Genomic DNA, 23,174 nt, shown 5'->3' with positions numbered 1-23,174 from the left:
CAAACCTGAAATACAGCTTAAATAATTATTTTCATTCTGTGAAAGATTTGTGATAGTTCAGTGTTCTGGTTTAAAACCTGGTGATTGTCAATGGTATCTGATACAATGAATACATTAATATTTTTAATGGAAGGAGCTGACATCTTGATTATTCAAACACACAAATTTAATGAAACTGCTGGATTTTTTACCGCGTACCTGATCGAGGATTCCAAAGAGCTTTTACCCGGTAAAAAACGTCCAGTAATAGTAATTGCGCCTGGGGGAGGCTATCTGTTCACCTCTGACCGGGAAGCGGAACCCATCGCATTTAAATTCTTATCCATGGGATATCATGCCGTTGTATTAAGATATACAACCGGTAATCCGGCGGAAAACAGAATCGGAGTGGCTGACACTGCGATAAAAGAACTGGCTCAGACGGTCCGGTACTTAAGGCAGAATTGCGAACACCTGCTCATTGACCCTGATAAGATTGGGATCTGTGGTTTTTCCGCAGGCGCTCACCTTGCTGCCAGCCTTGGCCTACACTGGCATGAAAAAGAGCTGGGAAAATCTCTTTCGCCTGAAGCGGCCCGTCCGGAAGAGATCCGGCCAAGCGCACTGATTCTCGCATATGGTCTGCTGGATTATCAGGTGATGAAGGAGAAATCGGCCGAATTGGCACAAGATGAGTCAAAAAAACAGATGTTTGATTTTATGGACCAGGCAAATGTGGCTCTGACCGGAGAGAAAAAGATCACAGAGAGTGTGATCCAGACTTTCAGCCCCTCCCGGTTTGTCTCTTCGAATACTCCGCCCTCTTTTTTGTGGCATACTTCAGAGGATGGGCTGGTTTACTCCGAAAACTCTCTGGTATTTGCACTTGAGATGGCCAGACACCATGTCCCTTACGAACTCCATATCTTCCAGGAAGGAGAGCATGGACTGGCTCTGGCAAATCAGGTAACAGCCAACACTCCAAGCCAGATATCTCCAGAAGTTGAGACCTGGTTCCAACTTGCCAGTGCATGGCTGAAAAAACAGCTCCCATTCTGATAAACTGTCGGGAGCTGTGAAAATTGCAAATCAGAATACACGGAAACTGGATGCTTAGCAGGTTGCCCCGCCCACTAAATAAAGCTTTGCATCCAGTATTTCCTGCTTTCTGCTTAAAATATCATCGGTAAGAAGCTGTGCTTCAACGTTTTCAAACCCAATCCGTTCAATGGTATCCGCAAACCGCTCTCCAGCCTGTCCCTGCTCCCGAAACAGGAGAATGGTCTTTTCAACCACTGACAGCACTTCCTCTTCGCTCTTAAAGATCCTCGATAGCGCTTTTCCATGATTTATCTTTTTTCCCCATCTTCCACCAATATAGACACGAAATCCAGGTATCCCCTTCTCAGTTACTCCAAACGGGCATTTACCGGTACACCGTCCGCAGTTGATGCACTTCTCCGGATCAATGCTAATCAGTCCGTCTGAAAGTTTTGCCGCTTTCATAGGACATGCAATCTCAACCTGGCACTTCCTGCATCCACGGCACAGATCTTTCTTCGCACACGGAATTAATTGTCCCACAATACCAATATCATTTAAATTTGGCTTTACACAGTTATTGGGACAACCTCCTGTGGCAATCTTGAATTTATGCGGCAGCTTTACCATATGATAGCCCTTGTAAAACCGTTCATGTATTTTTTCTGACAAAGCAAACGTATCATATAGCCCATACTGACATGTGGTTCCCTTACAGGATACAACAGGACGCACTAATGCTCCGGTTCCTCCGGTCTCTAGTCCAGCTTCCGCCAGATGGCTGCGAAATTTCTCTATGTCATTTAATTGAATTCCTCTGACTTCAATGCTTAAACGAGCTGTAAATTCCACTTCTCCGTTGCCATACTTTCTTGCTGCATCCGCAATTGCAGCCATCTGATCCGCCGTAATCTTACCATTTACGGTGATTATACGTCCGTTAAATAAATCCGTTCCCTTATTATTTAAAAAGCCAAGTGCTTTCACCCTCTTGATCTCATCTGGTTTTATTGTACATGCCATAATTTTACCGCTCCTGTTTTCTGTTATTGACACTATCATAGCACTTGTTTTTTGCACCGTAAAATAGTATTATCTAAAGCATGATATTGGTTTTATCTATACCAGATAAAGGGAGAGAGTAAGATGGCAACCTTAAAGCAGTTAAAGACCTTTATAGCGGTGGCAGAGACATTAAAGATGAGTGAGGCAGCCAAACGGCTCTATCTGTCCCAGCCTACCGTGAGTCAGATTATTGCAGATTTGGAAAAAGAATATGAAACTACATTTTTTAAACGATATCCAAAGCGTCTGGAACTGACTCCCATGGGAAAACTTTTCTGGGACAGAGCCCTGAATGTTTTAAACAGCTATGAGACATTAAACCAATCCATGAAAAACTCTGCCGTACTTCGCCCTCTGCGGGTGGGAGTTACCTTAACCATCGGAGATACCATGATCAGTGATATGATACAGAGACTGCAAAAGAGCCATCCGGACATCTCATGCTCTGTATATATAGAAAATACAAAGATACTGGAACACCGCCTGATTCACAATGAGCTTGATATCGCTCTGGTGGAAGGCGTGATATTAAATGAGAAAATTCATACAGAACCAATTATGGAAGACGAGCTGCAGCTGATTTACAGCATCGACCATCCTTTTTCCGGAAGGGATGTGATCAGAGCTGAGGATTTATACAACTGTGAATTTATACTGCGGGAAGTTGGCAGCGGAACACGTTCTATCTTTGAAAATCTCATGCAGACCCGGCATATTCCTTATCACGTTAAATGGGAATCCTACAGCGGATCTGCCATACTGGACGGTGTTGCCCGCAACCTTGGCATCGGAGTTATCTCCACCCGCTATGTAAAGGGGTCTTCCCGTTCTGAAGTGATCCATGCCTGTCCCATAAAGGACATGCCCATGAACCGCTACTTTTATCTCTGCTATAATGAATGCCACGCATTTAACTCCCAGATGGCCGATTTCAAGGACACCGCAATGTCCATGAAATAGAAAGCCCTATGGGAGTTCTATCTTCATTCCATCATAGGCAAATTCAATTCCTTCATACTGTCTTTGCAGCCTGAAGTAATCGTCATAGGACTTTCCCCAGTCTTCTTCTAAATGAGTAATGATTACCTTTCCTATCTGATAATTCTTTTTTAATGCAACAATCTCATCCATAACAAATAATTCTTTCCGCAGAATATTTGTTTCATCAAGTACAAACCCATCCTTTAACTGATCTCCCACAATGGTATTGCCAATAATTAAGACATCGGCTTTATAAAATAGCAGGTGATCTGGAAATGGTTTTACATCACAGGGCGCATAAATCACTTTCCGGTCTTTATCCTTTATCACAAAAACGGTTACAATTCCACTTTCATCAACCGGGACAAATTCGATCTGAATTCCGTTTTGTTCCAGATGGTTCATATTTTTGACTTTTGCCAGCCCCATATCTTCATAATATTTCAGCATGGAACCATATTTACTGCACTGGCTCCTCAGTTCCTTTATAATCTCAGGCATCGCCCCTACGGTCAAAGGCTGACTGCAGGTTATCCCCACAGACTGGGCGAGCCAGTCCATCTTTAACTGTTCAATCACCCTGATACCCATGGTGTGATCCGGGTCCGCGTGGCTGAACAAGATGGTTTCAATTGCTTTCACATCAGCATGGTTTAGTGCTGCATTGATGTCTTCCGGTGTATCTATTAACAAGTTCAAATCTTCTAAATACAGACTGCATCCACATCTTGCGTATGGAACTCCTTTTATTCTGGCCTCCTTGCAGATTCTGCATTGACATAATGGTCGTGGTATGCTGACACAGCCGCCTGATCCGATTATTTTAATCTTCATGTTGTCACCTCCCGGTATCATCGGGACTTAAGAGTAAATTCATTAAAAGAAACTTTCCCCCGCATTAAATCATGCGAGTTTCATCAATAAGAATTTGCACTTAAGTCCTTCTGATATCAATCTTTTCTCAATGCCCCGGCAATTCCCAGTACAGCTCCATACAAAACCGCCGCACTTGGCCAGATAATCCAGGTCTTACCCCAGCCTTCAGTTAAAAAACTGATCCCCAGATAAACTGCAGTCACGATACACCAGTAAATAGCTGGAACACTATCATTTTTTTTCTTTTCCACTTTTTTGCCTTCTGAATAATCTCCCTCCTGAAGAAGAATATGAAAGCAGGATTTCTTCTCGCCTGCCACGATGATTAGAAAAACACCTGCAGACACTACAACAAATAATAGTAACAGACAAATTGTCTGTATATATTCAGAAACACCTATAGAAGATGCGATCAGCAACGGACAAACGGAAATGATGCATAAAAACACACCTGTAACCGTATAGAGACGGTTAATCCCTTCATATTGTGCCATTTTTTTGCGTACTACTGCTTCTACTCCATATTCCAGCTGAAATGTTTCTTTTTCCAGATGTTCATATGCTTCCATCTTCATCCCGTTTAATATGAAAAATACCGTAGAAAGTCCCACAATCAGAAGCAGAACAACAACACCGACTCCCCCTGCCATCCCTTCGCTGATTACATTTTCTTTAAACTGCGACAGTGCCCCCAGATAAATAAGAACAACCGGAGATAAGATGCAGGCTGAAACAGCCCCGGCTATCTTCTTCGATGCTTTGATCTTATTCTCCATAAATTCACTTGCAACTTCCATGGTGATTCGTCTTCTCCCGTTTTCACCATCAGAATTTTCAGGTAAAGCTGCCGGTAAGTCTTCTAACTCCTCCTTCAGAAGATAATCCGTAGATACACCAAACAGTTGACTGAGTTTTAAGATTCGTTCCAGATCCGGAATTGAAGCCCCTGACTCCCACTTTGAGACTGATTGTCTGGATACATCCACCTGGAAAGCCAGTTCCTCCTGAGACCACCCATTTTTCTTTCTGAGTTCCATAATTTTTTCTGCTAAAATCACAATGATCCATCCTCTCATCATTCATATTGGTCATACTGCCCATCTTTTGCTTTCTATTGTGTTATAATCTGAAAGAAAGCGAATGATGTCCGTTGACTGCCTCTATTATAAGATTTTCACCGGTTGTCAACTACCAAGTGCACTGTATGATCTGACAACCAGCAGTTGCAATTTGCAAAAACAGAGGTAAAACGGATGGCTCAGACTCAGATTATAAGAAATCGGGAACATAATATGGCACCGGCTGTACTCATTAACGTTCCAAGCAAATAGTATTCTGCAAAATCCTGATCTTTGGATATCCGGTCATACCTGGCTATGGATTTTGCAGTTAACACAAGCCCAGCTGCCGAATACTGTCCTCTGGAAATCAAAAGCATTTTCTGAATCAATAAATTCATGGGTTTATGTACAAGGAGCAAGGCAAGAATCCAGGCAGCAGTTAACTCGAAGGAAATGCCGGCTATTTCAAAAAAGTCAGTAACTATCTGCCACTTCCATGTCTGAAAATGCCAGTATAACGGAATATAAGAAATGAATAAAAGACTTATTATATGGAAAATCTGATCCAGGCAAAATATATTTCGTTCCTTTTCCGGTGTTTTTTTCTTTTGACTGGTCAAAGACCTCAGAGAATAAAATTTGCCCGAATCGATCATTAAATGACAAAGGCCCGAAGTCAGACTAATATAAATCGCACTTCCCGGTAAAATCACCAAACTGGTTAAGGTCATGGTGCCTAAATAAGCCAGACAATGGATCAAAACCCAAAGGAATCTGCTCTCCTTCTTTTTTGCAATCTCCTCTGTCTGTATATAAAAATCACCCAAAACGTGCCCTAACAGGAGCACCATCATATATTGTTTCAATTTCTAATCACCCAATTTCCCCTAATACCTTTTCTACAGTATCAAACGCCCCTTCATAAGCATAGTAATTTCCGGTCACCAGAACCTTGCTCACTGTTGGCTGCTTAATATTCAGTCTTTTTGCTGTTTCTGTCTGGTTGTCCCGATGTTCCAGCATATCCTGAATAATTTCTCTCTGACGCTTTGTCCACGAGGCTTTTAATGCCGCCATCAATCCGAATATGGTGTTTATAAACATCTGGGGCTCCTGATTTTCTCCCTCCACCTCAAGTCGGATATCAGAAACGCTACTCTGCTTTCTCTTTTCATTTTCCTTTAAATATTCAATGGCAGCCCTCGCTTTGTGGTACCCCGGTCCATCCGCTCCGATCGCCATATACGGATTGATCTTAGTAGTGATCTCTCCCACACCGATCCCAAACCGCAGTTTCACGGGATCCAGCCTTCCTTCTATTCTCGAAATAATCTTCATCGCACTGGTACCGTTTAATAATAAACCCTGAAATTCATCTCCCAGAGTAATCATGAATCTGGATGCAATATCGTCTGAATAGTGATCATTGATTTCATTCAGCACCATTGCCAGATTTTCCTGGACCTCTTTTCTGTTTTTAATTGCTTTGGATCCCTTTATATCTCCTATAATTGCAATATAGGGTTGATAATTGATTAAAAAGTACATACCAATACCTCCAATATCTATAATTGCATTATATAGCCTTTTTCGGCTATAATCAACAATTATTCATCAAATGGGATATATTATCCACCAATGACAAAAGTCATTTCTGTCTCAGTGGATAACTCCTCTATGTACCGGTACCCCAATGCATTAAATTTCTTTAACTGTCTGACCTCTGTCACATTGTTCTCTGCCATATACCGAACCATCTCTCCCCTTGCCATCTTGGCAAGAGTCCCCTTCTGCTTTATCTTACCATGAGCCAGTTCTCCAAAGATACATGTGACAAATGTATCAGCAGACGACAAATATGGCTTCACCGCCTGAGAGTACTCCTTAGATGCGAGATTTATTATAATATGCTCTTCCCCTGCCAGTTCTTTATAGATTCTATTGTCCCAGAAGCCGTATAAATCCCTGCTGCCAGCAACAGCCATACGCGCCTGCATCTCAAGACGGTATGGCACTACTCCATCAAAGGGAGATAAGATTCCATAAAACCCGGAGAGAATCCGCAGATGATCTCCCAGATAATCAAGTGCCTGTCTGGTCATAATCAGAGGCGCCATACGCTGGTATTGAAGTCCCTCATAGGCCAGTACTGCAGGAGTTATGTTTTTTTCTAAGTTCATTTCAGCAAACCGCCTGTAGTTTAATCCCGCAAGCTTATCGTTGCAGCCCCATAACTTCTTTGCCTCATCATAGGACAACTTTTTAATTCCTTCCCAGAGTATTCTGGTCTGATCTAATAAGACAGGCAGTCCTGTTGTGGCCATGGAATCGGTATCCACATTCATTTTTTTCGCTGGTGAAATTATGATCTTCATTTAGATTTCCTTTAACATCTGTGCCGGATTTTCAGCCGCCTTTACTTTTCCCAATGCCTTTATAATTACTCCCTGTTCATCAATCAGATAGGTGGTGCGAACCACACCCATGGTCTTTTTTCCATACATATTCTTTTCCTGCCACACATCGTAAGCCTGTATCGCAGTCAGCTCCGGATCAGAAAGCAGCGTAAACGGCAAACCATTCTTCTCCTCAAATTTCTTATGAGAAGCAACGCTGTCTTTGCTGATGCCGATCACGACAGCATCCTTTTCAAGAAACTGGGGATAAAGCTGCGCAAATCCACAGGCCTGACTGGTGCAGCCCGGTGTCTGGTCTTTTGGATAAAAATAAAGAATCACTTTCTTTCCCCTGTATTCATCTAATGTATGGATTACTCCATTCTGGTCCGGTAATTCAAATGATGGTGCTTTTATTCCTGTTTCTAACATCTTTATTCCCCTTTCCGTCTGTCTGCTCTTATTATTTCCAACAGTATGACATTCCATTTATGTACTTATATTATCATGAACAGGAGATTTTTTAAAACCATTTCTATTCATTCTGGTGTCTGGCCGGCAACTTTATTTCTGAAATAAATAGTCCGGCCAGTGTAAGCAGGATTCCAAGCACAGCGGTACCTGTAATTGTCTCGTGAAGGATCAGTACAGAGGTAATAACAGTAATTACCGGAACCATATAAATATAGACACTGGTTTTTACAGCTCCCAGTATTTTCAGCGCATAATTCCAGGTTACAAAGCAAATAGCAGAGGCTCCAAATCCAAGAAAGATGATGTTTAACAAATTCACCGGTTTTATAATCTGACCAATGTCTGGCTCAAACTTAAATATAAATAATACAGGCATCATAAACAGTAAGCCGTAAAAGAAAATTCTTCGTGTCACTGAAATGGTGTGGTAATGATACCCGCTGATTTTCTTAGTAAGTACGGAATATATAGCCCATACGATAGCCGCCAGAACCGCCAGTATATCTCCTATTGGATTTAATTTCAATTGACTGCTTCCGTTAAAGCTGATAAGAAATATCCCAGCCACTGCCACAGCAAACCCAATAAAAAACTGGGCTCTCATTTTTTCCCCAGCCAAAAGTAAATGGGCGAAAATCGCAGTAAAAAACGGTGCAATGGAGATAATAACGCCAACATTTGAAGCCAGTGTATAAGTCAAAGCTATATTTTCCAGCAGAAAATAAAGTGTAATACCACATAATCCTGCTCCTGCAAAATACAGCTCCTGTTTTCTTTCCTTCACCTTCAGGCGGTGGGGGTACAACGCAAGTAATGCAAAATAGCCTATTACAAATCTTATAAATAATATTTCTATGGGAGTAAATGACTTTAAAAGTATTTTAGTCGATATGAATGTGGTACCCCAGATAAATATTGTAAATAATGAAAACAAATGTCCTTTAATCTCTTTCTTTCTGTCCATGAAAACCCTTTCTTTTTATCAGTCAGCATCAAGTATCTTTAAATATTTTACTATATTGCTTTGGTGTAAGTCCAATGTATCGTTTAAAAAAGTTGGAAAAATGGCTTTGATCACTGAATCCGGTCTGTATTGCTGCCTCTACAGGCATAGCCCCCTGCTCCAGCAGCTTCTTTGCCCTGTCAATCCGTATGGTTTCCAGGTAGCTGTAAGGAGAGATTCCTTTTTGCCTGGTAAATGACCGAAGCAGGTAGTATTTACTCAGCCCTGTCATATTACAAAGATCATTGAGCGAAATAGTTTCCATATAATGAGATTCCAGAAATTCGCAGACCACCTTTGCCTCTGTGCTTTGCACCATTTGTTCTTTTGGCAGATGCTGTTTTGTATATTCTTCAACCAGCTGCCCCAGAAGAAAGAAGAATATCTCCTCTTTTTTAAAATCCGTTTCTTCCTCCATAATCATCTGATGAAGTTCCTTTAGTATCACAACCAGTTCACTATGAAAGATTACCTGAGATGTGAAATAAGGCAGATACTCTTTTCCGGTTATTTCAACCATAGCCTTTTTCATTATTTCAGGCTGGATATTAATACACCGATAATCAAACGCTTTTCCGTCAATCTGTGCGCAGGCATGATTATCCCGGGGATTAAACAGCAATAAATCCCCCGGTTCTACGGTGTAATCCTTGTTTTTACAGTGCAGATACCGCTGGCCTGCGTCTATGAACCCAATCACGTAATAATCATGAAAATGGTTGGGAAATTTTTGCATAATCCCCTGAAAATGATAGGCCTCAACATTTAATTCCCCATCATATTTCACAGTCCGTATTTCCTGCTTCATAAACGGGTCCCTCCTTTCTCTCCTGTCTCATGCATAGTATAACATAGATGGTGTCTGCTTTCTTGTATGATATTGCCTTTCACTGTATAAAAATACACCTCTTACCGCCAATAACCCACCACTTGCCTGAAACATATTTACATAGCTGTTATTTTCAGATAAAATTAGCACATATTAAAAACAGGTGCCGGCAGCTGACCAGAAAGAACAGGAGGATGGATATCACTTTATTATGAAAATTGAAATAGAAATTGATACGGCTTTACAGGAAAGTGAATTGCGTATCCGCTGTCCTGAAATCAATGAGGAGATTACCCTGATTCAAAAAATGATTTCGGAACTGGATAACAGCCAGACACAGATGATTTTCTATCAAAATGATACGGAATTCTATTTTCATGTAAGCAGAGTCCTGTTTTTTGAGACTGCAGACAAGGGCATCTTTGCCCATACAACCGATGATGAATTTCTGGTAGAATATAAGCTTTATGAACTGGAAGAGCTTCTCCCCCCTTATTTTATGAGAATCTCAAAATCCACCATATTAAACACCACAAAGGTTTACAGCATCACACGCAGCCCCACTGCCTCCAGCAGAGTGGAATTTCAAAACTCCTATAAAAAGGTCTATGTATCAAGAAACTACTATAAGCTTTTAAAATGGAAGCTGGATCACCAGCACATGGAACGATAAAAAAGAGAGGTAAAATCAATATGCAAAAAAATAGATTATTTTGGGGAATTATGTTTCTCCTGGCAGCAGCATTTGTAATAATCGGAAAACTGGGCTATCTTGGAAGCTTCAGCCCATTTTCCTTAGTTTTCACTGTATTTATGCTGGCCATCATCGTGAAAAGCATTCCGCGTCTGAATTTTTCAGGAATCTTATTTCCAATTGCATTCCTGTGTATCACTTATGACAAGGTCCTGGGGATCGAGAGTCTCACCCCCTGGACTGTCCTTGCAGTAGCACTCCTTGGAAGCATCGGGTTGTCGTTACTGTTTCACAAGAAGAACCATTATTGGTATAACCATCATCATAAATACAACAGCTTTAATCAGGATCCACGGGTGGAAGTGATCGATGCAGAAGACAATGACCATGTAAAACAAAGCACCACGTTTGGAGCCAGCACAAAATATATAAACTCAGATAATTTTAAACAGGCGGATTTAGACTGCAGCTTTGGCTCCATACAGGTTTATTTTAATAAAGCACACGTGGAAACAGAGGCCATTGTGCAAATTAGCGGTAACTTCTGCGGAATCGAACTTTATGTTCCGAAAGAATGGCGGGTGGAAAATGAGATCGAATCCGTGGTCGGTGGAGTTAGTGAGAAAGGGAGAGGGTTTGTGACCAGTGATACTGCACCCGTATTAAAACTGGTGGGAGAACTTAATTTTGCAGGAGTAGAAATTATTTATATCTAATAAAAACAAAAGTTGCTCCGGTCACGATGGCCGGAGCATTTTTCATGCATACTGTTTCTTATTATCTGGCACAATTATCTGCGGTGCCAATCAGAATTTTCAGACCGTGCTCCAATTCCGTAATTACATAGGTAAGACATTCTTCCACGGCTTTGGGACTTCCTGGCAGATTTAATATTAACGTTGATTTCCGGATCCCGCAGGCAGCCCTTGATAACATGGAACGCTTAGTGATCTGCAGACTGTAGGCACGCATTGCTTCCGGAATTCCAGGCACCATACGTTCGGCAACCTTTTGGGTGGCTTCAGGCATACAGTCTCTTTTGGAGAAACCAGTTCCACCAGTTGTCAAAATAAGATCCGCTCTGTTATTATCGCAAATATATTTCATCTCATCACATAACATGGTCATGTCGTCAGGAAGAATTGTCTGATGAACGACTTCGTATCCATATTCTTTCACAATCCGGCAGATAACAAATCCGCTAATGTCTTCTCTTTCTCCCGAAAATCCGGAATCGCTTGAGGTTATTACTGCCACCCGTAATTTATCTGTCTTTGGTTTTTCTATCCCTTCATCCAATACGGTCAGATCATCACCCTCCCGAATGATGCCTCCCGATAACACTCGGGCAAATACTCCCTCTCTCGGCATGATACAATCCCCCATTTTCTGATAGATCTCACAGCCGGTATGGCACTCTTTTCCAATCTGGGTAAGTTCTAAGAGAACGTCATTGCATTGAAACCTGGTGCCTACCGGCAGGGAACGAAAATCAATTCCATCTACAATCAAATTTTCACCAAAGGCGCCTTCTTCCAACTGGGCACCTCTTTCTTTAAATGCCTCAATCTTTTCATTGGACAGCAGGCTGACCTGTCTGTGCCATTTTCCAGCATGGGCATCTCCTTTTATACCATATTCTTTTATGAATTCTGCGCAGTGAATATTTTTCTTCTGAGTCCCTTTTTTTTCGCTGATGCAGACTGCAATAATTTTTCCCATAGGTATTTCTTCTTATCCTCCTATTTTTGACATGCCGTCAGTCTCATAAATTCCCTGTGGATTGTCTCCTGTAAAATTGTGGCTGACCGGCTTTTCATAAATTGTCTGTTTAATCATCTGCTCCAACACAGAATCTTCCTCATTGGTTCTTAATAAAGTTTTTAAGTCCGTTCCATGATCGTATTGCAGGCAGGTTTTTAAATACCCCTGGGAAGTAAGCCTTACCCGGTTGCATTCATTGCAGAATTTATGGGAACGTGCACTGATAAAACCGATCTTGCCTTTAAACCCGGGCACACGGTAATAATGAGCCGGTCCATTTCCAATTACTGTATCCACAGGTTCTAACTGCCCATACGCTTCTTTAAGGACTGCAGTGATGTTCTCTTCACTATAATAGGAGAAATTTTTTCCTAACCCAATTGGCATCATCTCGATAAAGCGAACCCCCAGCCTGGAATCCCTGGCCAGACCGGCAATTCTAATGATATCTTCCTTATCTGTATCCTCAAACGGGACGCAATTAATCTTTACTTTTAAATTTTGATATTCCAGTGCTTTTTCTATTGCAGACAGTACATCTGTTAAAGCATCTTTCCTGGTAATCCGCTCATACTTTAACGGATTCAGAGTATCCAGACTTATATTAACGCCATCCAAACCAGAAGCCATCAGCTCCGGCAGGTACTTCTCCAGTAACAGTCCATTGGTTGTTAAGGTAACTGCTTCCATTCCGTCCAGTGCTTTCAGCTGTCTGATGAGAATTGTAATATCTTTTCTTACTAAAGGTTCTCCGCCAGTAATCTTAACTTTATTAATACCAAATTTTAGAAAGCACCGGCAGAGCCGCACAATCTCATCATAGGTCAGAATCTCTTCGTGGGGAATAGAGGGCACTCCCTCCTCAGGCATACAATAAATACAGCGAAGATTGCATCTGTCTGTTACGGATATGCGAATATAATCGATCTTTCGTTCCCATTGATCTTTCATTCCAGGTCCTTTCCGTTAAATATATCTCCGCTTTTTCCTCCGGTCTTTTTCTCAAGAAAAATATCCGTTATTTCCATATTCTTATCAATTGCTTTACACATATCATAAACCGTAAGCAGCGCTACCGTAACTCCCGTGAGTGCTTCCATCTCAACACCGGTTTTTCCCTCGGTTTTAACAAGGCATACAGCCTGAATACTACCGGTTTCTTTATGAACCTCAAAATCTATCTGGCATTTGTTTATCGCCAGGGGGTGGCACATGGGAATGAGGGAAGAAGTGTTTTTTACCGCCATAATCCCGGCTACCCTGGCTACACCAAGAACATCTCCCTTTTTTACCGTATGATTTAAAATTGCTTCCATGACATCAGCATTTACCATAATCCTGCCTTTTGCAACTGCAGTACGGGCAGTGATATCTTTATTTGATACATCCACCATAACCGCATTGCCATGGTCATCAAAGTGTGTTAATTCTCCCATTTTATTACCACCTCATCTTCTGGTTATTTATTTTACATGGCGCCGCATCCGGCCCCCGTGAATATTCATTTCTTTCATCACCACTGCATCCGGCACTAATTCATAAAGTACATAATTGTCCCATTCGCCCTCCAAATATCAGATACCATTTTCATATTCATTCAATTCTAAGGCAGAATCCTGTTTTGTGCAATCATTTACTCTTATTATATGAGATTCAATCTTGAAAAAGCATGATACAAGCCGTCTTTATCTACATCGTCTGTAATAAAATCTGCCACCTTTTTAATTTCATCTCCACCGCTGCCCATTGCTACACCATACGCACAGGCTTCCAACATGGGTATATCGACTTTTGCATCTCCAAATGCGATAGTATCTGATTTGTCTGCATTCAGGTAATGCAGCAAATGCTCTATGGCTTTTCCTTTTGTAATCCCCTTTACTCCCAGATCACCAAAGAGAGCCTCTTCTCCTCTTCCCCCCCATGTTCCTGATTCCAGATCGGGAAACTGCGCTCTTGTGTCAAGAAAATCCTGATAGGAATGAAGCATGTAACTGACTTTATTTAAATCTTCCCGGTATAACTCTCCTCCGAAAATCATATCCGGAAATATACTTCTGACCGTTACACGATCAGCACCGTCAATTCCTTTTCTTCGGGCATATTCCTTCAGGGATGCATCTGCCCTTGATTCAAAGTTCTCACTGGCAAACAGTCCGTTATTGCTTTCCAAATAAAACTCCAGCTTTCTGTCATGCAGCCAGTCAACAATACGCTTGCTTTCCTCTTTTGAAATTAACCGGTGCAGAACCACATTTCCATGATCCTCTACATAGCTTCCGTTCCCACCAATCATGCCATCCAAACCAATATCCCAGATGTCCTGATATATTTCCGCTTTGCTGCGTCCAGTACAGATGTAGACTCTGTGTCCGTTTTTTCTTGCTCTTCTGACCGCTTCCACGGCCGAATCCGGCAGATTGGTCTCATAGTCCACCAATGTTCCATCTACATCTATAAACAGTATTTTTCCCATGATATCACCTCTCTTCTTCGCAGTACTCCAAAAATAATTTCTTATGGAATCCGCCCCGGTGTATTAACTTTTCTACCCTCTTTTCTTCCAGCTCCTCTATGCTGTATCCCCGTGCAATGCAAATTGCATACAAAACTTCCAGAACATCTGCCATTTCCTCCAGGCTTTTGTCTGCCTGATATTCATTTACTTCTTCAAATAATTTTTCATCCAGAGCGGTCAGATATTCTGCCTCTGTCAGTATATGATATTTTGCCTTGCGTCCACTATTTTCAATTATATCCGGAATCTTATCTCTTACCAGTTTATTTTGATCAACCAAATGTTTGTACCTTCCTTAATTTAATTTCGCTCTTCAGCATACTCTTATTATACTACCAAAGCTTTTTCTATAAAAGAAAAAGAAAAACCGCTGCCATTTCAGTAGTCTGTGTTGACATGACACGAATAAGGCAGTGGTTTATTTTTAACTGTTATACTTACACTTTTTTCTCATACATTTTTTCTATGTGCTCCGCCGCACCTGACAGATAATCACAGGAAAATCGTTCAAACTCTCCCTTATCTACCAGACTTGCAAGTACTGGATCAATGGGTATTCTTCCTAAAATATCAACACCCGTTTCTTCAGCTATTTCACCCAGTTTGCTCTCTCCAAATATAGGAATTTCTTTTCCGCAATCCGGACATTTCACGTAACTCATATTTTCTACATAGCCAAGAATGGGAATATTCATTAATTTAGCCATGTTATAGGCTTTCTTCACAATCATGGAAACCAGATCCTGAGGTGAGGAAACAATAACAATTCCGTCCAGAGGAATGGACTGAAATACTGTTAGGGGGACGTCACCCGTTCCCGGCGGCATATCAATAAAAAGATAGTCTAATTCATCCCATACCACATCTGTCCAGAACTGTTTCACCGTGCCAGCCAGAATAGGCCCCCTCCATACAACGGGAGAATCTTCTTTATCCAGCAGCAGATTTACAGACATTATTTTTATGTTATTTACTGTTAATTCCGGAAGTAATCCCAGTTCATTTGCAGATGCTTTTTCATTTATCCCAAACATTCTCGGAATGGAGGGGCCAGTAATATCTGCATCTAAGATACCCACACGGTATCCTTTTCTATTCAACAAAACCGCTAGCATTGCCGTTACAAATGATTTTCCTACTCCGCCTTTACCGCTGACGATACCAATTACATTTTTTATGGAACTGTACTGGTTTAACTGCTCCAGCATGCTTTCTTTGCTATGCTCACAGCCTGCACAGGATTCCCTGGTACAGCTGCTGTTTGAACAACCCCTTGCATCTTCGCTCATATTCTCTTCTCCTGTCTTTTCCTTTGCTAATTATATTAATACTATTTTTGACATATGTCAATATTTAGCATTTTCATAATGAAAAATATAATCATTAATTTTTACATGAAACTTTTCTGCGATTGCCGGACATTTTGCTTTCAGCAGAAAAAACAAATTTCCTTTTTCTCCTGAAAGAGCTTCAAAGTTCCCCTGTCCTTTGCTGATTATAACGTCGGAGCTATTATAAATATCAACAAACTCAGGGCTGCAGTCAGCTAAAATTGTCCCTGGAGATGCGCAGCCGGTGGAAATAACCCGAGCAACCATATGAAGTCCCGAATCCATTGCCTCTTTTTCTGTCACATCATTAATAATTGGTTCCTCCCGCACCCCATAGGTAATTGCTGCATCAGGAAAACTCTATATTCAGCCAGCCTGAGCTCATAAAGAAAAGATTGAGGCAACAATTGTGTCTCAATCTTTTCTTTATCTATTTCTTTTTTGCATCTGCAATATAAAAATAATTATTAAAATCTGTGATCTGGATATCTTTAAATCCCGTCCTCTGAAGATTTCTTTTTAAAATATTCTTATCCAGCCGGTGATCAGCGGGCGGTCCGTAGTCACTGTCTTTCCTGATCCATTCAATGATAATGATACGTCCGTCAGGATACAGAATCCGACTTGCTTCCTTTAAAAATTTCTCACGCATCTTCACTTCATGCATTACGGTACATAAAAAAGCAACATCAACGGATTTATCCTCTAAAATCAAACGGTATTCCTGTGTCACAACCGGGCGCACATTTTTTATATTTCGTTCCAGCATTCCTGCTTCTACATCATCAAGCATCTCTTTTTCTATATCCAAAGCATATACAATTCCCTCTTCGCCTACTGCCTCGGATAATGGGAAAGTAAAAAAACCAATTCCACAGCCAATATCTGCAACAACATCCGATTCTTTTATCCCTACTGTTTTCAGGATCTCTTTTGCAGGCAATACTTCTCTGCGTTTTGGACTGTCCAGCTTACTCTTATTTATAACTTTAAACTTGTGTGCCATATCTTGCTCCAATCGTACTATTTTTTACTGGAGCATTGATAAAAGCGTCTGCTTGGACTGGACACCAACTGTGCTTTTTACCACTTTTCCCTCTTTCATAACCACTAAGGTAGGAATGCTCATAACCTTAAAAGCCTGGGCAAGTTCCTGCTCCTCATCCACATTAATTTTGCCGACTCTTGCCACTTCTGCTGTTTCTGCAGCTACCTGCTCAACAACGGGTCCCACCATCTTGCACGGACCGCACCAGGATGCCCAGAAGTCAAGTAAAATGGGTTTATCTGACTGCATTACCTCCTTCTCAAAATTTTCCTTCGTTATTTTCAATACGCTCATCGTATATGCTCCTTTCCGTTTATAACAACTATGTTTTTGATAATGTTATTTTACCTCAAAAAAATAATTATTTCTGTGATGATGTCACGGAGCGTTTACAAGGCACCTCCCCTTAGTTTATAAAATGTGTTATACTATCATCAAAACCGACTGTTATGCAACGTCTAATCAGAAAGGTGATTTTGATGAAAAACAAAGCAATTATAATGATTGTCTGTATTCTTATCCTGTCAGGCTGCGCGAAAGCCAATAACAGTCATTCAGAGAAAGCTGCAGACACAAAGCCAGAAACTGTGGATCAGGCCAGTACAACTGCGATTTCACAAACGGAGGCCGAAAATTACGAAGGGTACTCTGGTCTTTGGACTGAAAGCAGTTTCAGTCATGAAGAGGTTCTCTCCTATGGTGGTTTAGAATTTTCTTTTCAGGTCACTGATAAAACTAATTTTAACGGATACTTGTTTATGCAACAGGGCACCACCGAACGCATTGCGGAAATTGATAACATTACTGGTAAGATCATCAATGGGGAATTGAACTATAAATATGACGATGACGGCTGGGGCGGTTCTGGAATTCTTCATATTACATTCACCAGGGACGATGCCATTCAGATTGAGATACAAGATTATAAAATGAAAGATACCAATTTATCTGGATATGGATTTTCCGGTGTATATAAGCTGGAGCGCGGGATACAGAACAAAGAAACTACAGCCAGCCAAACAACAGAACCAGATATATTCGACATAGTGTATAAAAAATATTACGCCTCCTGGACGGAAAGGGAAATGCAAAATGCAATTGCTGAGCGAAAACAATACCGTGATCAATGTTCTTTCTATCCAGAAGTCTCCAATTATTTAGAAAATGTGCGGGAGGTAAGGGATATTTCTTCTGTTGTGGAACCTTTATTTTTCACAGATTTGAAAATTTATCAAAAACAGGACTTTGATCAGGTTCCTCCATTAATCATACATCTGGCCAAAAATGAGATTTATGCAAGGCATGGTTATATTTTTAAGAATGAAGATTTAAATAACTATTTTAAAGGACAGATTTGGTACGAACCGTCAATCACAGCTGAAAATTTTAAAGACAGTGTGTTTAACAAAAACGAGCAGGTAAATTTGAAGCTGTTATCCAGTATGGATACTTACAAATAAAGGAGCATAAAGAAGGGAAGGGTGAGGTACCAAATCCAATATCATTCTTCCCTTATGGAGTATTAATTCCAAAACCAGTTAATCCGGAAGTGGTAAAAATTAACGAACCTTAATTTTATTACCCCTTCTGATAGTGCCATCGCTGTTCCATTCTGTATACACATAAGGAGCACCGCCCGTTGTTCCGTTTTCGGTAAAATTATAGGTGGTTTCATTATAGGTATAGGGTCCGGTCACCATTTTCAGTGAATTGGTGTTAAAGTAGTATACATTACCATTTATTTTCATAATTCCACCCTGAAGCTCACCAGTATCAGTTGTGAAATACCAGGAATCATCCCTTTGAATCCATCCAGTACGCATAAGCTCATCATTTCCAAAAAAGTACCAATGACCTTTAAAGTTGACCCAGTTATTTATACAATAATCGCCAGACCCCCATCTATATTTTACCCCCTGTGGAGTGCTTTCGAAACCAGCCGCAAATGTTGACATTGCACTTCCTATCGTTAAAGCCATAGATATGGCTGTAACTATTAAACACCTTTTTTTCAAAGCTTCTGACCTCCTTATAAATGTTTATTCTGATCCGGATCTGCCTAGAGTATATATTTAATTGTAGTTATAAGTCAATGAAGTTTATTTTTTTGTAAAAATATGTAAATTATTTGTAAGTAATTGACAGTATTTTATTCTAAAATTTGTTTTATTCGCAGACTAATACTATATTTACAATGACGTCCGTACATGATAAATGGAATAAAAATACACGTGGCAATTAATGCCATTACTATAAAAAATAAGGCTGAAAACGGATATATGAATTTAAAATAACTTATTTTAACCTGAATATATTTAACCATAAAAAGCAATAACAGATTACCGATAGTCAGCAGAAGTCCTGTTATCGTCAGACTGTATAATGCCCCTTCCACAGTAAGCATAATTTTTACTCCTTTTCTGTTTAAACCAATGCTTTCCAGTATGATCAGTTCTTTTTTTCTTGTCAGTATAGTCATAACCATTGTATTGATGTAGTTAATAATACCAATCAATATTAACGCTGTGCTGACGGACATCATAATAATTCTGCTGCCTGCTATATAATTTTTCTGACTTGCTATCACATCAGAATTACAAACAAGATCCAGTAAGTCTTGATTCTGTACATTATTCTTTGTCTGATATTCTAAGTTTTTCTCTTTTACCCAGTTTTTCAGTAAAATTTTCATATTATTTTCCTGCTCTTTTGACACGTTTATCTCAGTTCTCAATAGCTGCCTGGTTAATGTCTTTGATAAACGATTGAATTCCTCTTCCCTTACCAGAAAGTAAATGGTATTCGAACCACGTTCACTTAACTTTAAATCCGGAAAATCCGAAGCTGTGATATCTAAATATCCACAGTTTTTTAATTGTATGGAATTCATATCCGTTATTTTCGTACCTTGCTCAACAATGTCATTAAGAATGACTGTTTCTCCAATTAATTTTTGTTGTTCCTGTTCACTTTCTCCTGAAGCTAAATGACTATGTAAGATGATGGTCCCAGCCCCTTCAGCAAATTCTTTCGTGTCAATGCTCAATTCGTTCTTCGTAATATAGTTCAACAAATGTTCCCATTCCTGATAATCGACTTTTTGCACCACTATAGTATGTTTTTTGTAATCTTTTAACACTTTTAAAACATTTAGCGTTGATCCATCATAAATGGGTAAATATCCATATGTTTTTAATAAATTCTCATTGTTTAAGTCCGATTTATGCATTAAATCTGAAATCATTGATTCCGTTATCAGCTGCTTCTCCGATGAGTCATCACTATTTTCTAAAAGATTGTTAATCGCATTTTGGGTAATCCGTATTTCAAAATCAGGGTTTTGAGATAATCTGTTTAAGGAATCTGTCCCTAAAGCCAGTACACAGGAACCGATTGCTATTCCACAGCCAATTGTTAAAGAAATTACCGTAAAAATAAACTTTTTCTTATCCCGCAGTATATTTCCAATCGCCAGATTTAGAATCGGATTTAAGTTATAATGCCTTTCCTTTTTTGTTACGTTCTCTTTTACTCTCTCCGCCTGCTTTATACCTTTCAATGCCTCAACAGGGCTCATCTTCAGTAATTTATCCACTACTGTTTTTGCTGTGGTAAACATAATTACAGCTGCCAATAAAATGGTTATTACCAGAAAGGTATTATTAAAAGCACGAATTCCCCTGAAATTTCCTTCATTACCAAGATACATATGATTTAATAATTCAGGCAGAAGCTGATACACCACAATTGCGCCGATTCCACCCCCAACTGCACAACCCGCCAGAAATATTCTTAAAACCTGCCGGTATATCATTATTTTAATCTGTCTCCCTGTTACACCTATCACTTCTAAAAGCCCATACTGCTTAATATCATAGTTTAATGAAATAAAAAGAGTATTATAAACAAATATAAACATACTAAAGCCTATTAATAAAATGAATACCATCGCACTGCCAAATCCACCTGCTATGTTTTCCATTGCTCTGTACTGGGCAGTCTCACTACTGTTAAAATATTGGTTATCATCGCTTAAGGATATATTTTGATACAAACTTCTCTCAATCTGTTCCGCTTTCCCGTATTTTGACTTCACATCAATTAAGATCCGGGCTGGATAAAGATCAACCTCCCCCTCCTTACATCTGTTAATGGAAATATAAGCAATCGACTGATCGCTTAAACGATTATGGTAGTCTGTATAATATCCAGACAAAACAAACGACTGCATGCCAGTCAGCTTCTCTTTACTGAGACTATTCCAATAAAACTCTAAATTAATCTTCATACCAATACTGGGATCTGTAATTCCCAAGTATTTTAATGTTTTATCAGATAGCATTATCTCGTCCACATTTTGTGGATAGTTCCCAACTACATCCGTATATGCCGGTTTTATCATAGACTGATATGTAAAATCATCTGTTGCTATACATGTACAGATTTTCTGATTATCTAAAAAAATATTTCCCGCTAATTTTTCTTTACCAACACGTTCCACATACGGAAGATTTCTGATTTTATCCTCTATCTCCATAGTTCCATATTCTAAATAAGAGGATACAGCGATGCCATCCTCTCTTATATTTTTTAATATATCCAGATTTAACTTCCCATACAGGAAGCTAAAAATAATAAATGTTAAACCGATCATAATTGAAACGCCCGAGATTAAAACAGCATCACGCTTTTTATTGTATTTTCTATAGGCATTGTATAGTACTCTTATTCCATTCTGATTAACGTTATATTTATTATTTCCCATCACTAACAATCTTTCCATCCTCTATTTGTATGACTCGGTCTGCTGCCTCTGCTACCTTATTATCATGGGTGACAACAATCATGGTTTGACCAAATTTCTGGCTCATACGTTTCATCAGTTGAATAACATTCGCACTTGTCTTTGAATCCAGATTACCAGTCGGCTCATCTGCAAGAACAATGGCTGGTTTCGTATATAATGTTCTTGCTATTGCAACCCTCTGCTGCTGACCGCCAGATAGTAAATTGGGCATCTGGTATAACTTATCCTCTATTTCAAGTATTTTTGCTATCTCAGTTACTTCGTTTATATCAATTTTTCTTCCATCAAGTTTGGCAGGGAGTATTATATTCTCCAAAACATTGATCACGGGAATCAGGTTGTAATTCTGAAAAACGAAGCCTATATTTTTCAATCTGAATTTTGCTCTTTCCTCATCATTGAAATCTGTAAAATCAGTTTCATTGATAATAACTCTGCCTGAGTCAGGGTTCTCCAATCCACTTATTACGTTGAGCAATGTGGTTTTCCCGCTTCCTGACGAACCAATGATTGAGACAAATTCATTTGGATATATGGTTAGATTAATATCATCCAACACGTTTATAAATAAATTGCCACTTTCATATGTCTTTGTTATGGAAATTAATTGTAATGCTTTCATAAAAAGCCATCTCCTTATTAATCCAGATTCCAATAGGAATCCAAAGGTTTCGTATTTGAATTTAAGTGTCCTATAATCTCTTTATCATCAAAGAAGTAATTAATTACTTCATGATCATTAAATTCTACTAATATAGGAACTGCAGGTATTATTAGATTTTCTTTCTTCAGATCATCTTTCTCCAGAACTGGATGAGTATAAACTGCATATACTTTTCCAAATTCTTTGCCCTCATGTAATTCTGCATATCTCTTATTAACCCATAAAATTTTATAATTTAAAGGAGGATACAACTGTTTAATATCTTTTTCAGTTTTGCCATCGTAAAATTTGATCTCTCCTCCATCAGTTTTTTCTCCAATCTCCACATCATATTTTGCCTCATGCGCATCCCAATCATAATTTTGTATGCCCTTCAACAATTCTGTGTCAACCATAATTACCTTCTCATGACCAGCCAATTCTTCTATGTCTGTTTTTACATTATCGCAATAGGGACAATCTTCCCGATTAAAATATACATAGAAATGTCCGTTGAGACTATATAATTGTTCCAAAGTATATTTAACATTCCTGCTGCCGGCAGTCTCTTCTCTTACCTTTGGCAATAGAAAAAAGGCCCCTCCTCCAATTAATATTAATACAAATAAGACTATAATACCATTCATTATCTTTTTCCTCATGA

At 39.6% G+C, this 23,174-nt stretch carries 27 protein-coding genes; 5 read left to right on the top strand and 22 right to left on the bottom strand.

Translation table 11 applies throughout. The features are described from left to right. Positions 1 to 144: 144 nt before the first annotated feature. Positions 145 to 1,038, top strand: coding sequence for an alpha/beta hydrolase (locus tag BXY41_RS03535; RefSeq protein ID WP_170072190.1), 894 nt, complete (start codon positions 145 to 147; stop codon positions 1,036 to 1,038). A gap of 54 nt (positions 1,039 to 1,092) precedes the next feature. On the opposite strand, the gene BXY41_RS03530 is transcribed toward BXY41_RS03535, so the two are convergent. Continuing rightward, the gene (locus BXY41_RS03530; RefSeq protein WP_104434739.1) at positions 1,093 to 2,043 is read right to left on the bottom strand and encodes a ferredoxin-like domain-containing protein; all 951 of its coding nucleotides are present in this window, start codon (positions 2,041 to 2,043) and stop codon (positions 1,093 to 1,095) included. A gap of 123 nt (positions 2,044 to 2,166) precedes the next feature. On the opposite strand from BXY41_RS03530, the gene BXY41_RS03525 reads away from it, so the two are divergent. Beyond that, positions 2,167 to 3,045, top strand: a complete 879-nt coding sequence (locus tag BXY41_RS03525; RefSeq protein ID WP_104434737.1) for a LysR family transcriptional regulator — start codon at positions 2,167 to 2,169, stop codon at positions 3,043 to 3,045. A gap of 6 nt (positions 3,046 to 3,051) precedes the next feature. On the opposite strand, the gene BXY41_RS03520 is transcribed toward BXY41_RS03525, so the two are convergent. The 8 genes from BXY41_RS03520 to BXY41_RS03485 form a co-directional block, all read right to left on the bottom strand. Continuing rightward, entirely contained in the window at positions 3,052 to 3,900 is an 849-nt protein-coding gene (locus BXY41_RS03520) for an MBL fold metallo-hydrolase (RefSeq protein ID WP_104434735.1), read from the bottom strand. Positions 3,901 to 4,016: 116 nt separating this feature from the next. Further along, positions 4,017 to 5,000: a helix-turn-helix domain-containing protein gene (locus tag BXY41_RS03515; protein WP_170072188.1), complete on the bottom strand. Its 984-nt coding sequence runs from the start codon at positions 4,998 to 5,000 to the stop codon at positions 4,017 to 4,019. Positions 5,001 to 5,206: 206 nt separating this feature from the next. Beyond that, positions 5,207 to 5,869, bottom strand: coding sequence for a DUF3307 domain-containing protein (locus tag BXY41_RS03510; RefSeq protein ID WP_146088548.1), 663 nt, complete (start codon positions 5,867 to 5,869; stop codon positions 5,207 to 5,209). Positions 5,870 to 5,876: 7 nt separating this feature from the next. Next, positions 5,877 to 6,551, bottom strand: a complete 675-nt coding sequence (locus tag BXY41_RS03505; protein WP_104434729.1) for a SatD family protein — start codon at positions 6,549 to 6,551, stop codon at positions 5,877 to 5,879. An 80-nt stretch (positions 6,552 to 6,631) separates the two neighbouring features. Further along, a complete protein-coding gene (gene yaaA, locus BXY41_RS03500; protein ID WP_104434727.1) occupies positions 6,632 to 7,378 on the bottom strand; it encodes a peroxide stress protein YaaA in 747 nt (248 codons plus the stop codon). Further along, the gene (locus BXY41_RS03495) at positions 7,379 to 7,831 is read right to left on the bottom strand and encodes a peroxiredoxin (RefSeq protein ID WP_104434725.1); all 453 of its coding nucleotides are present in this window, start codon (positions 7,829 to 7,831) and stop codon (positions 7,379 to 7,381) included. It lies immediately after the preceding gene. 103 nt (positions 7,832 to 7,934) lie between these two features. Further along, positions 7,935 to 8,837: a DMT family transporter gene (locus BXY41_RS03490; protein WP_104434723.1), complete on the bottom strand. Its 903-nt coding sequence runs from the start codon at positions 8,835 to 8,837 to the stop codon at positions 7,935 to 7,937. 28 nt (positions 8,838 to 8,865) lie between these two features. Continuing rightward, entirely contained in the window at positions 8,866 to 9,684 is an 819-nt protein-coding gene (locus BXY41_RS03485) for an AraC family ligand binding domain-containing protein (RefSeq protein ID WP_104434721.1), read from the bottom strand. A 232-nt stretch (positions 9,685 to 9,916) separates the two neighbouring features. Between BXY41_RS03485 and BXY41_RS03480 the strand changes: the two genes are divergently transcribed. Next, positions 9,917 to 10,378, top strand: coding sequence for a LytTR family DNA-binding domain-containing protein (locus BXY41_RS03480; protein WP_104434719.1), 462 nt, complete (start codon positions 9,917 to 9,919; stop codon positions 10,376 to 10,378). Positions 10,379 to 10,398: 20 nt separating this feature from the next. After that, on the top strand, positions 10,399 to 11,115 hold the full coding sequence (locus tag BXY41_RS03475; RefSeq protein ID WP_104434717.1) for a LiaF transmembrane domain-containing protein: 717 nt from the start codon (positions 10,399 to 10,401) through the stop codon (positions 11,113 to 11,115). A gap of 61 nt (positions 11,116 to 11,176) precedes the next feature. Here BXY41_RS03475 and BXY41_RS03470 read toward each other — a convergent pair whose 3' ends face one another. The 9 genes from BXY41_RS03470 to trxA form a co-directional block, all read right to left on the bottom strand. Continuing rightward, positions 11,177 to 12,121, bottom strand: a complete 945-nt coding sequence (locus tag BXY41_RS03470) for an MOSC domain-containing protein (protein WP_104434715.1) — start codon at positions 12,119 to 12,121, stop codon at positions 11,177 to 11,179. A 12-nt stretch (positions 12,122 to 12,133) separates the two neighbouring features. Beyond that, entirely contained in the window at positions 12,134 to 13,114 is a 981-nt protein-coding gene (gene moaA / locus BXY41_RS03465; RefSeq protein WP_104434713.1) for a GTP 3',8-cyclase MoaA, read from the bottom strand. Beyond that, positions 13,111 to 13,599 (bottom strand): cyclic pyranopterin monophosphate synthase MoaC, encoded by a 489-nt coding sequence (gene moaC / locus BXY41_RS03460; RefSeq protein ID WP_104434711.1) that lies wholly within the window; start codon positions 13,597 to 13,599, stop codon positions 13,111 to 13,113. The genes moaA and moaC overlap by 4 nt, the downstream gene beginning before the upstream one ends. 206 nt (positions 13,600 to 13,805) lie before the next feature. Next, on the bottom strand, positions 13,806 to 14,639 hold the full coding sequence (locus BXY41_RS03455; RefSeq protein ID WP_185140335.1) for a Cof-type HAD-IIB family hydrolase: 834 nt from the start codon (positions 14,637 to 14,639) through the stop codon (positions 13,806 to 13,808). Positions 14,640 to 14,643: 4 nt separating this feature from the next. Next, complete coding sequence (locus BXY41_RS03450; RefSeq protein WP_104434707.1) at positions 14,644 to 14,961, bottom strand: nucleoside triphosphate pyrophosphohydrolase; 318 nt, start codon at positions 14,959 to 14,961, stop codon at positions 14,644 to 14,646. A 157-nt stretch (positions 14,962 to 15,118) separates the two neighbouring features. Further along, positions 15,119 to 15,970, bottom strand: coding sequence for an Mrp/NBP35 family ATP-binding protein (locus tag BXY41_RS03445; protein ID WP_104434705.1), 852 nt, complete (start codon positions 15,968 to 15,970; stop codon positions 15,119 to 15,121). Between the two features lie 57 nt (positions 15,971 to 16,027). After that, a complete protein-coding gene (locus BXY41_RS03440; RefSeq protein ID WP_104434703.1) occupies positions 16,028 to 16,354 on the bottom strand; it encodes an ARMT1-like domain-containing protein in 327 nt (108 codons plus the stop codon). 88 nt (positions 16,355 to 16,442) lie between these two features. After that, entirely contained in the window at positions 16,443 to 17,018 is a 576-nt protein-coding gene (locus BXY41_RS03435) for a class I SAM-dependent methyltransferase (RefSeq protein WP_104434700.1), read from the bottom strand. A 24-nt stretch (positions 17,019 to 17,042) separates the two neighbouring features. Continuing rightward, positions 17,043 to 17,354: a thioredoxin gene (gene trxA, locus BXY41_RS03430; RefSeq protein ID WP_104434698.1), complete on the bottom strand. Its 312-nt coding sequence runs from the start codon at positions 17,352 to 17,354 to the stop codon at positions 17,043 to 17,045. A gap of 185 nt (positions 17,355 to 17,539) precedes the next feature. Between trxA and BXY41_RS03425 the strand changes: the two genes are divergently transcribed. Continuing rightward, the gene (locus BXY41_RS03425; RefSeq protein WP_170072186.1) at positions 17,540 to 18,520 is read left to right on the top strand and encodes a YARHG domain-containing protein; all 981 of its coding nucleotides are present in this window, start codon (positions 17,540 to 17,542) and stop codon (positions 18,518 to 18,520) included. A gap of 99 nt (positions 18,521 to 18,619) precedes the next feature. On the opposite strand, the gene BXY41_RS03420 is transcribed toward BXY41_RS03425, so the two are convergent. From BXY41_RS03420 to BXY41_RS03405, 4 genes are all read right to left on the bottom strand, one after another. Further along, positions 18,620 to 19,075, bottom strand: coding sequence for a hypothetical protein (locus BXY41_RS03420; protein ID WP_104434694.1), 456 nt, complete (start codon positions 19,073 to 19,075; stop codon positions 18,620 to 18,622). 134 nt (positions 19,076 to 19,209) lie between these two features. Beyond that, positions 19,210 to 21,714, bottom strand: a complete 2,505-nt coding sequence (locus BXY41_RS03415; protein WP_170072184.1) for an ABC transporter permease — start codon at positions 21,712 to 21,714, stop codon at positions 19,210 to 19,212. A gap of 100 nt (positions 21,715 to 21,814) precedes the next feature. Continuing rightward, positions 21,815 to 22,489, bottom strand: coding sequence for an ABC transporter ATP-binding protein (locus BXY41_RS03410; RefSeq protein WP_104434690.1), 675 nt, complete (start codon positions 22,487 to 22,489; stop codon positions 21,815 to 21,817). A gap of 17 nt (positions 22,490 to 22,506) precedes the next feature. Then, positions 22,507 to 23,172: a hypothetical protein gene (locus BXY41_RS03405; RefSeq protein ID WP_104434688.1), complete on the bottom strand. Its 666-nt coding sequence runs from the start codon at positions 23,170 to 23,172 to the stop codon at positions 22,507 to 22,509. Positions 23,173 to 23,174 lie beyond the last annotated feature (2 nt).

The sequence above is a fragment of the Lacrimispora xylanisolvens genome (genome assembly GCF_002934545.1).
GTDB lineage: Bacteria > Bacillota > Clostridia > Lachnospirales > Lachnospiraceae > Lacrimispora > Lacrimispora xylanisolvens.
This window is presented reverse-complemented; position numbering and strand designations above follow the sequence as displayed.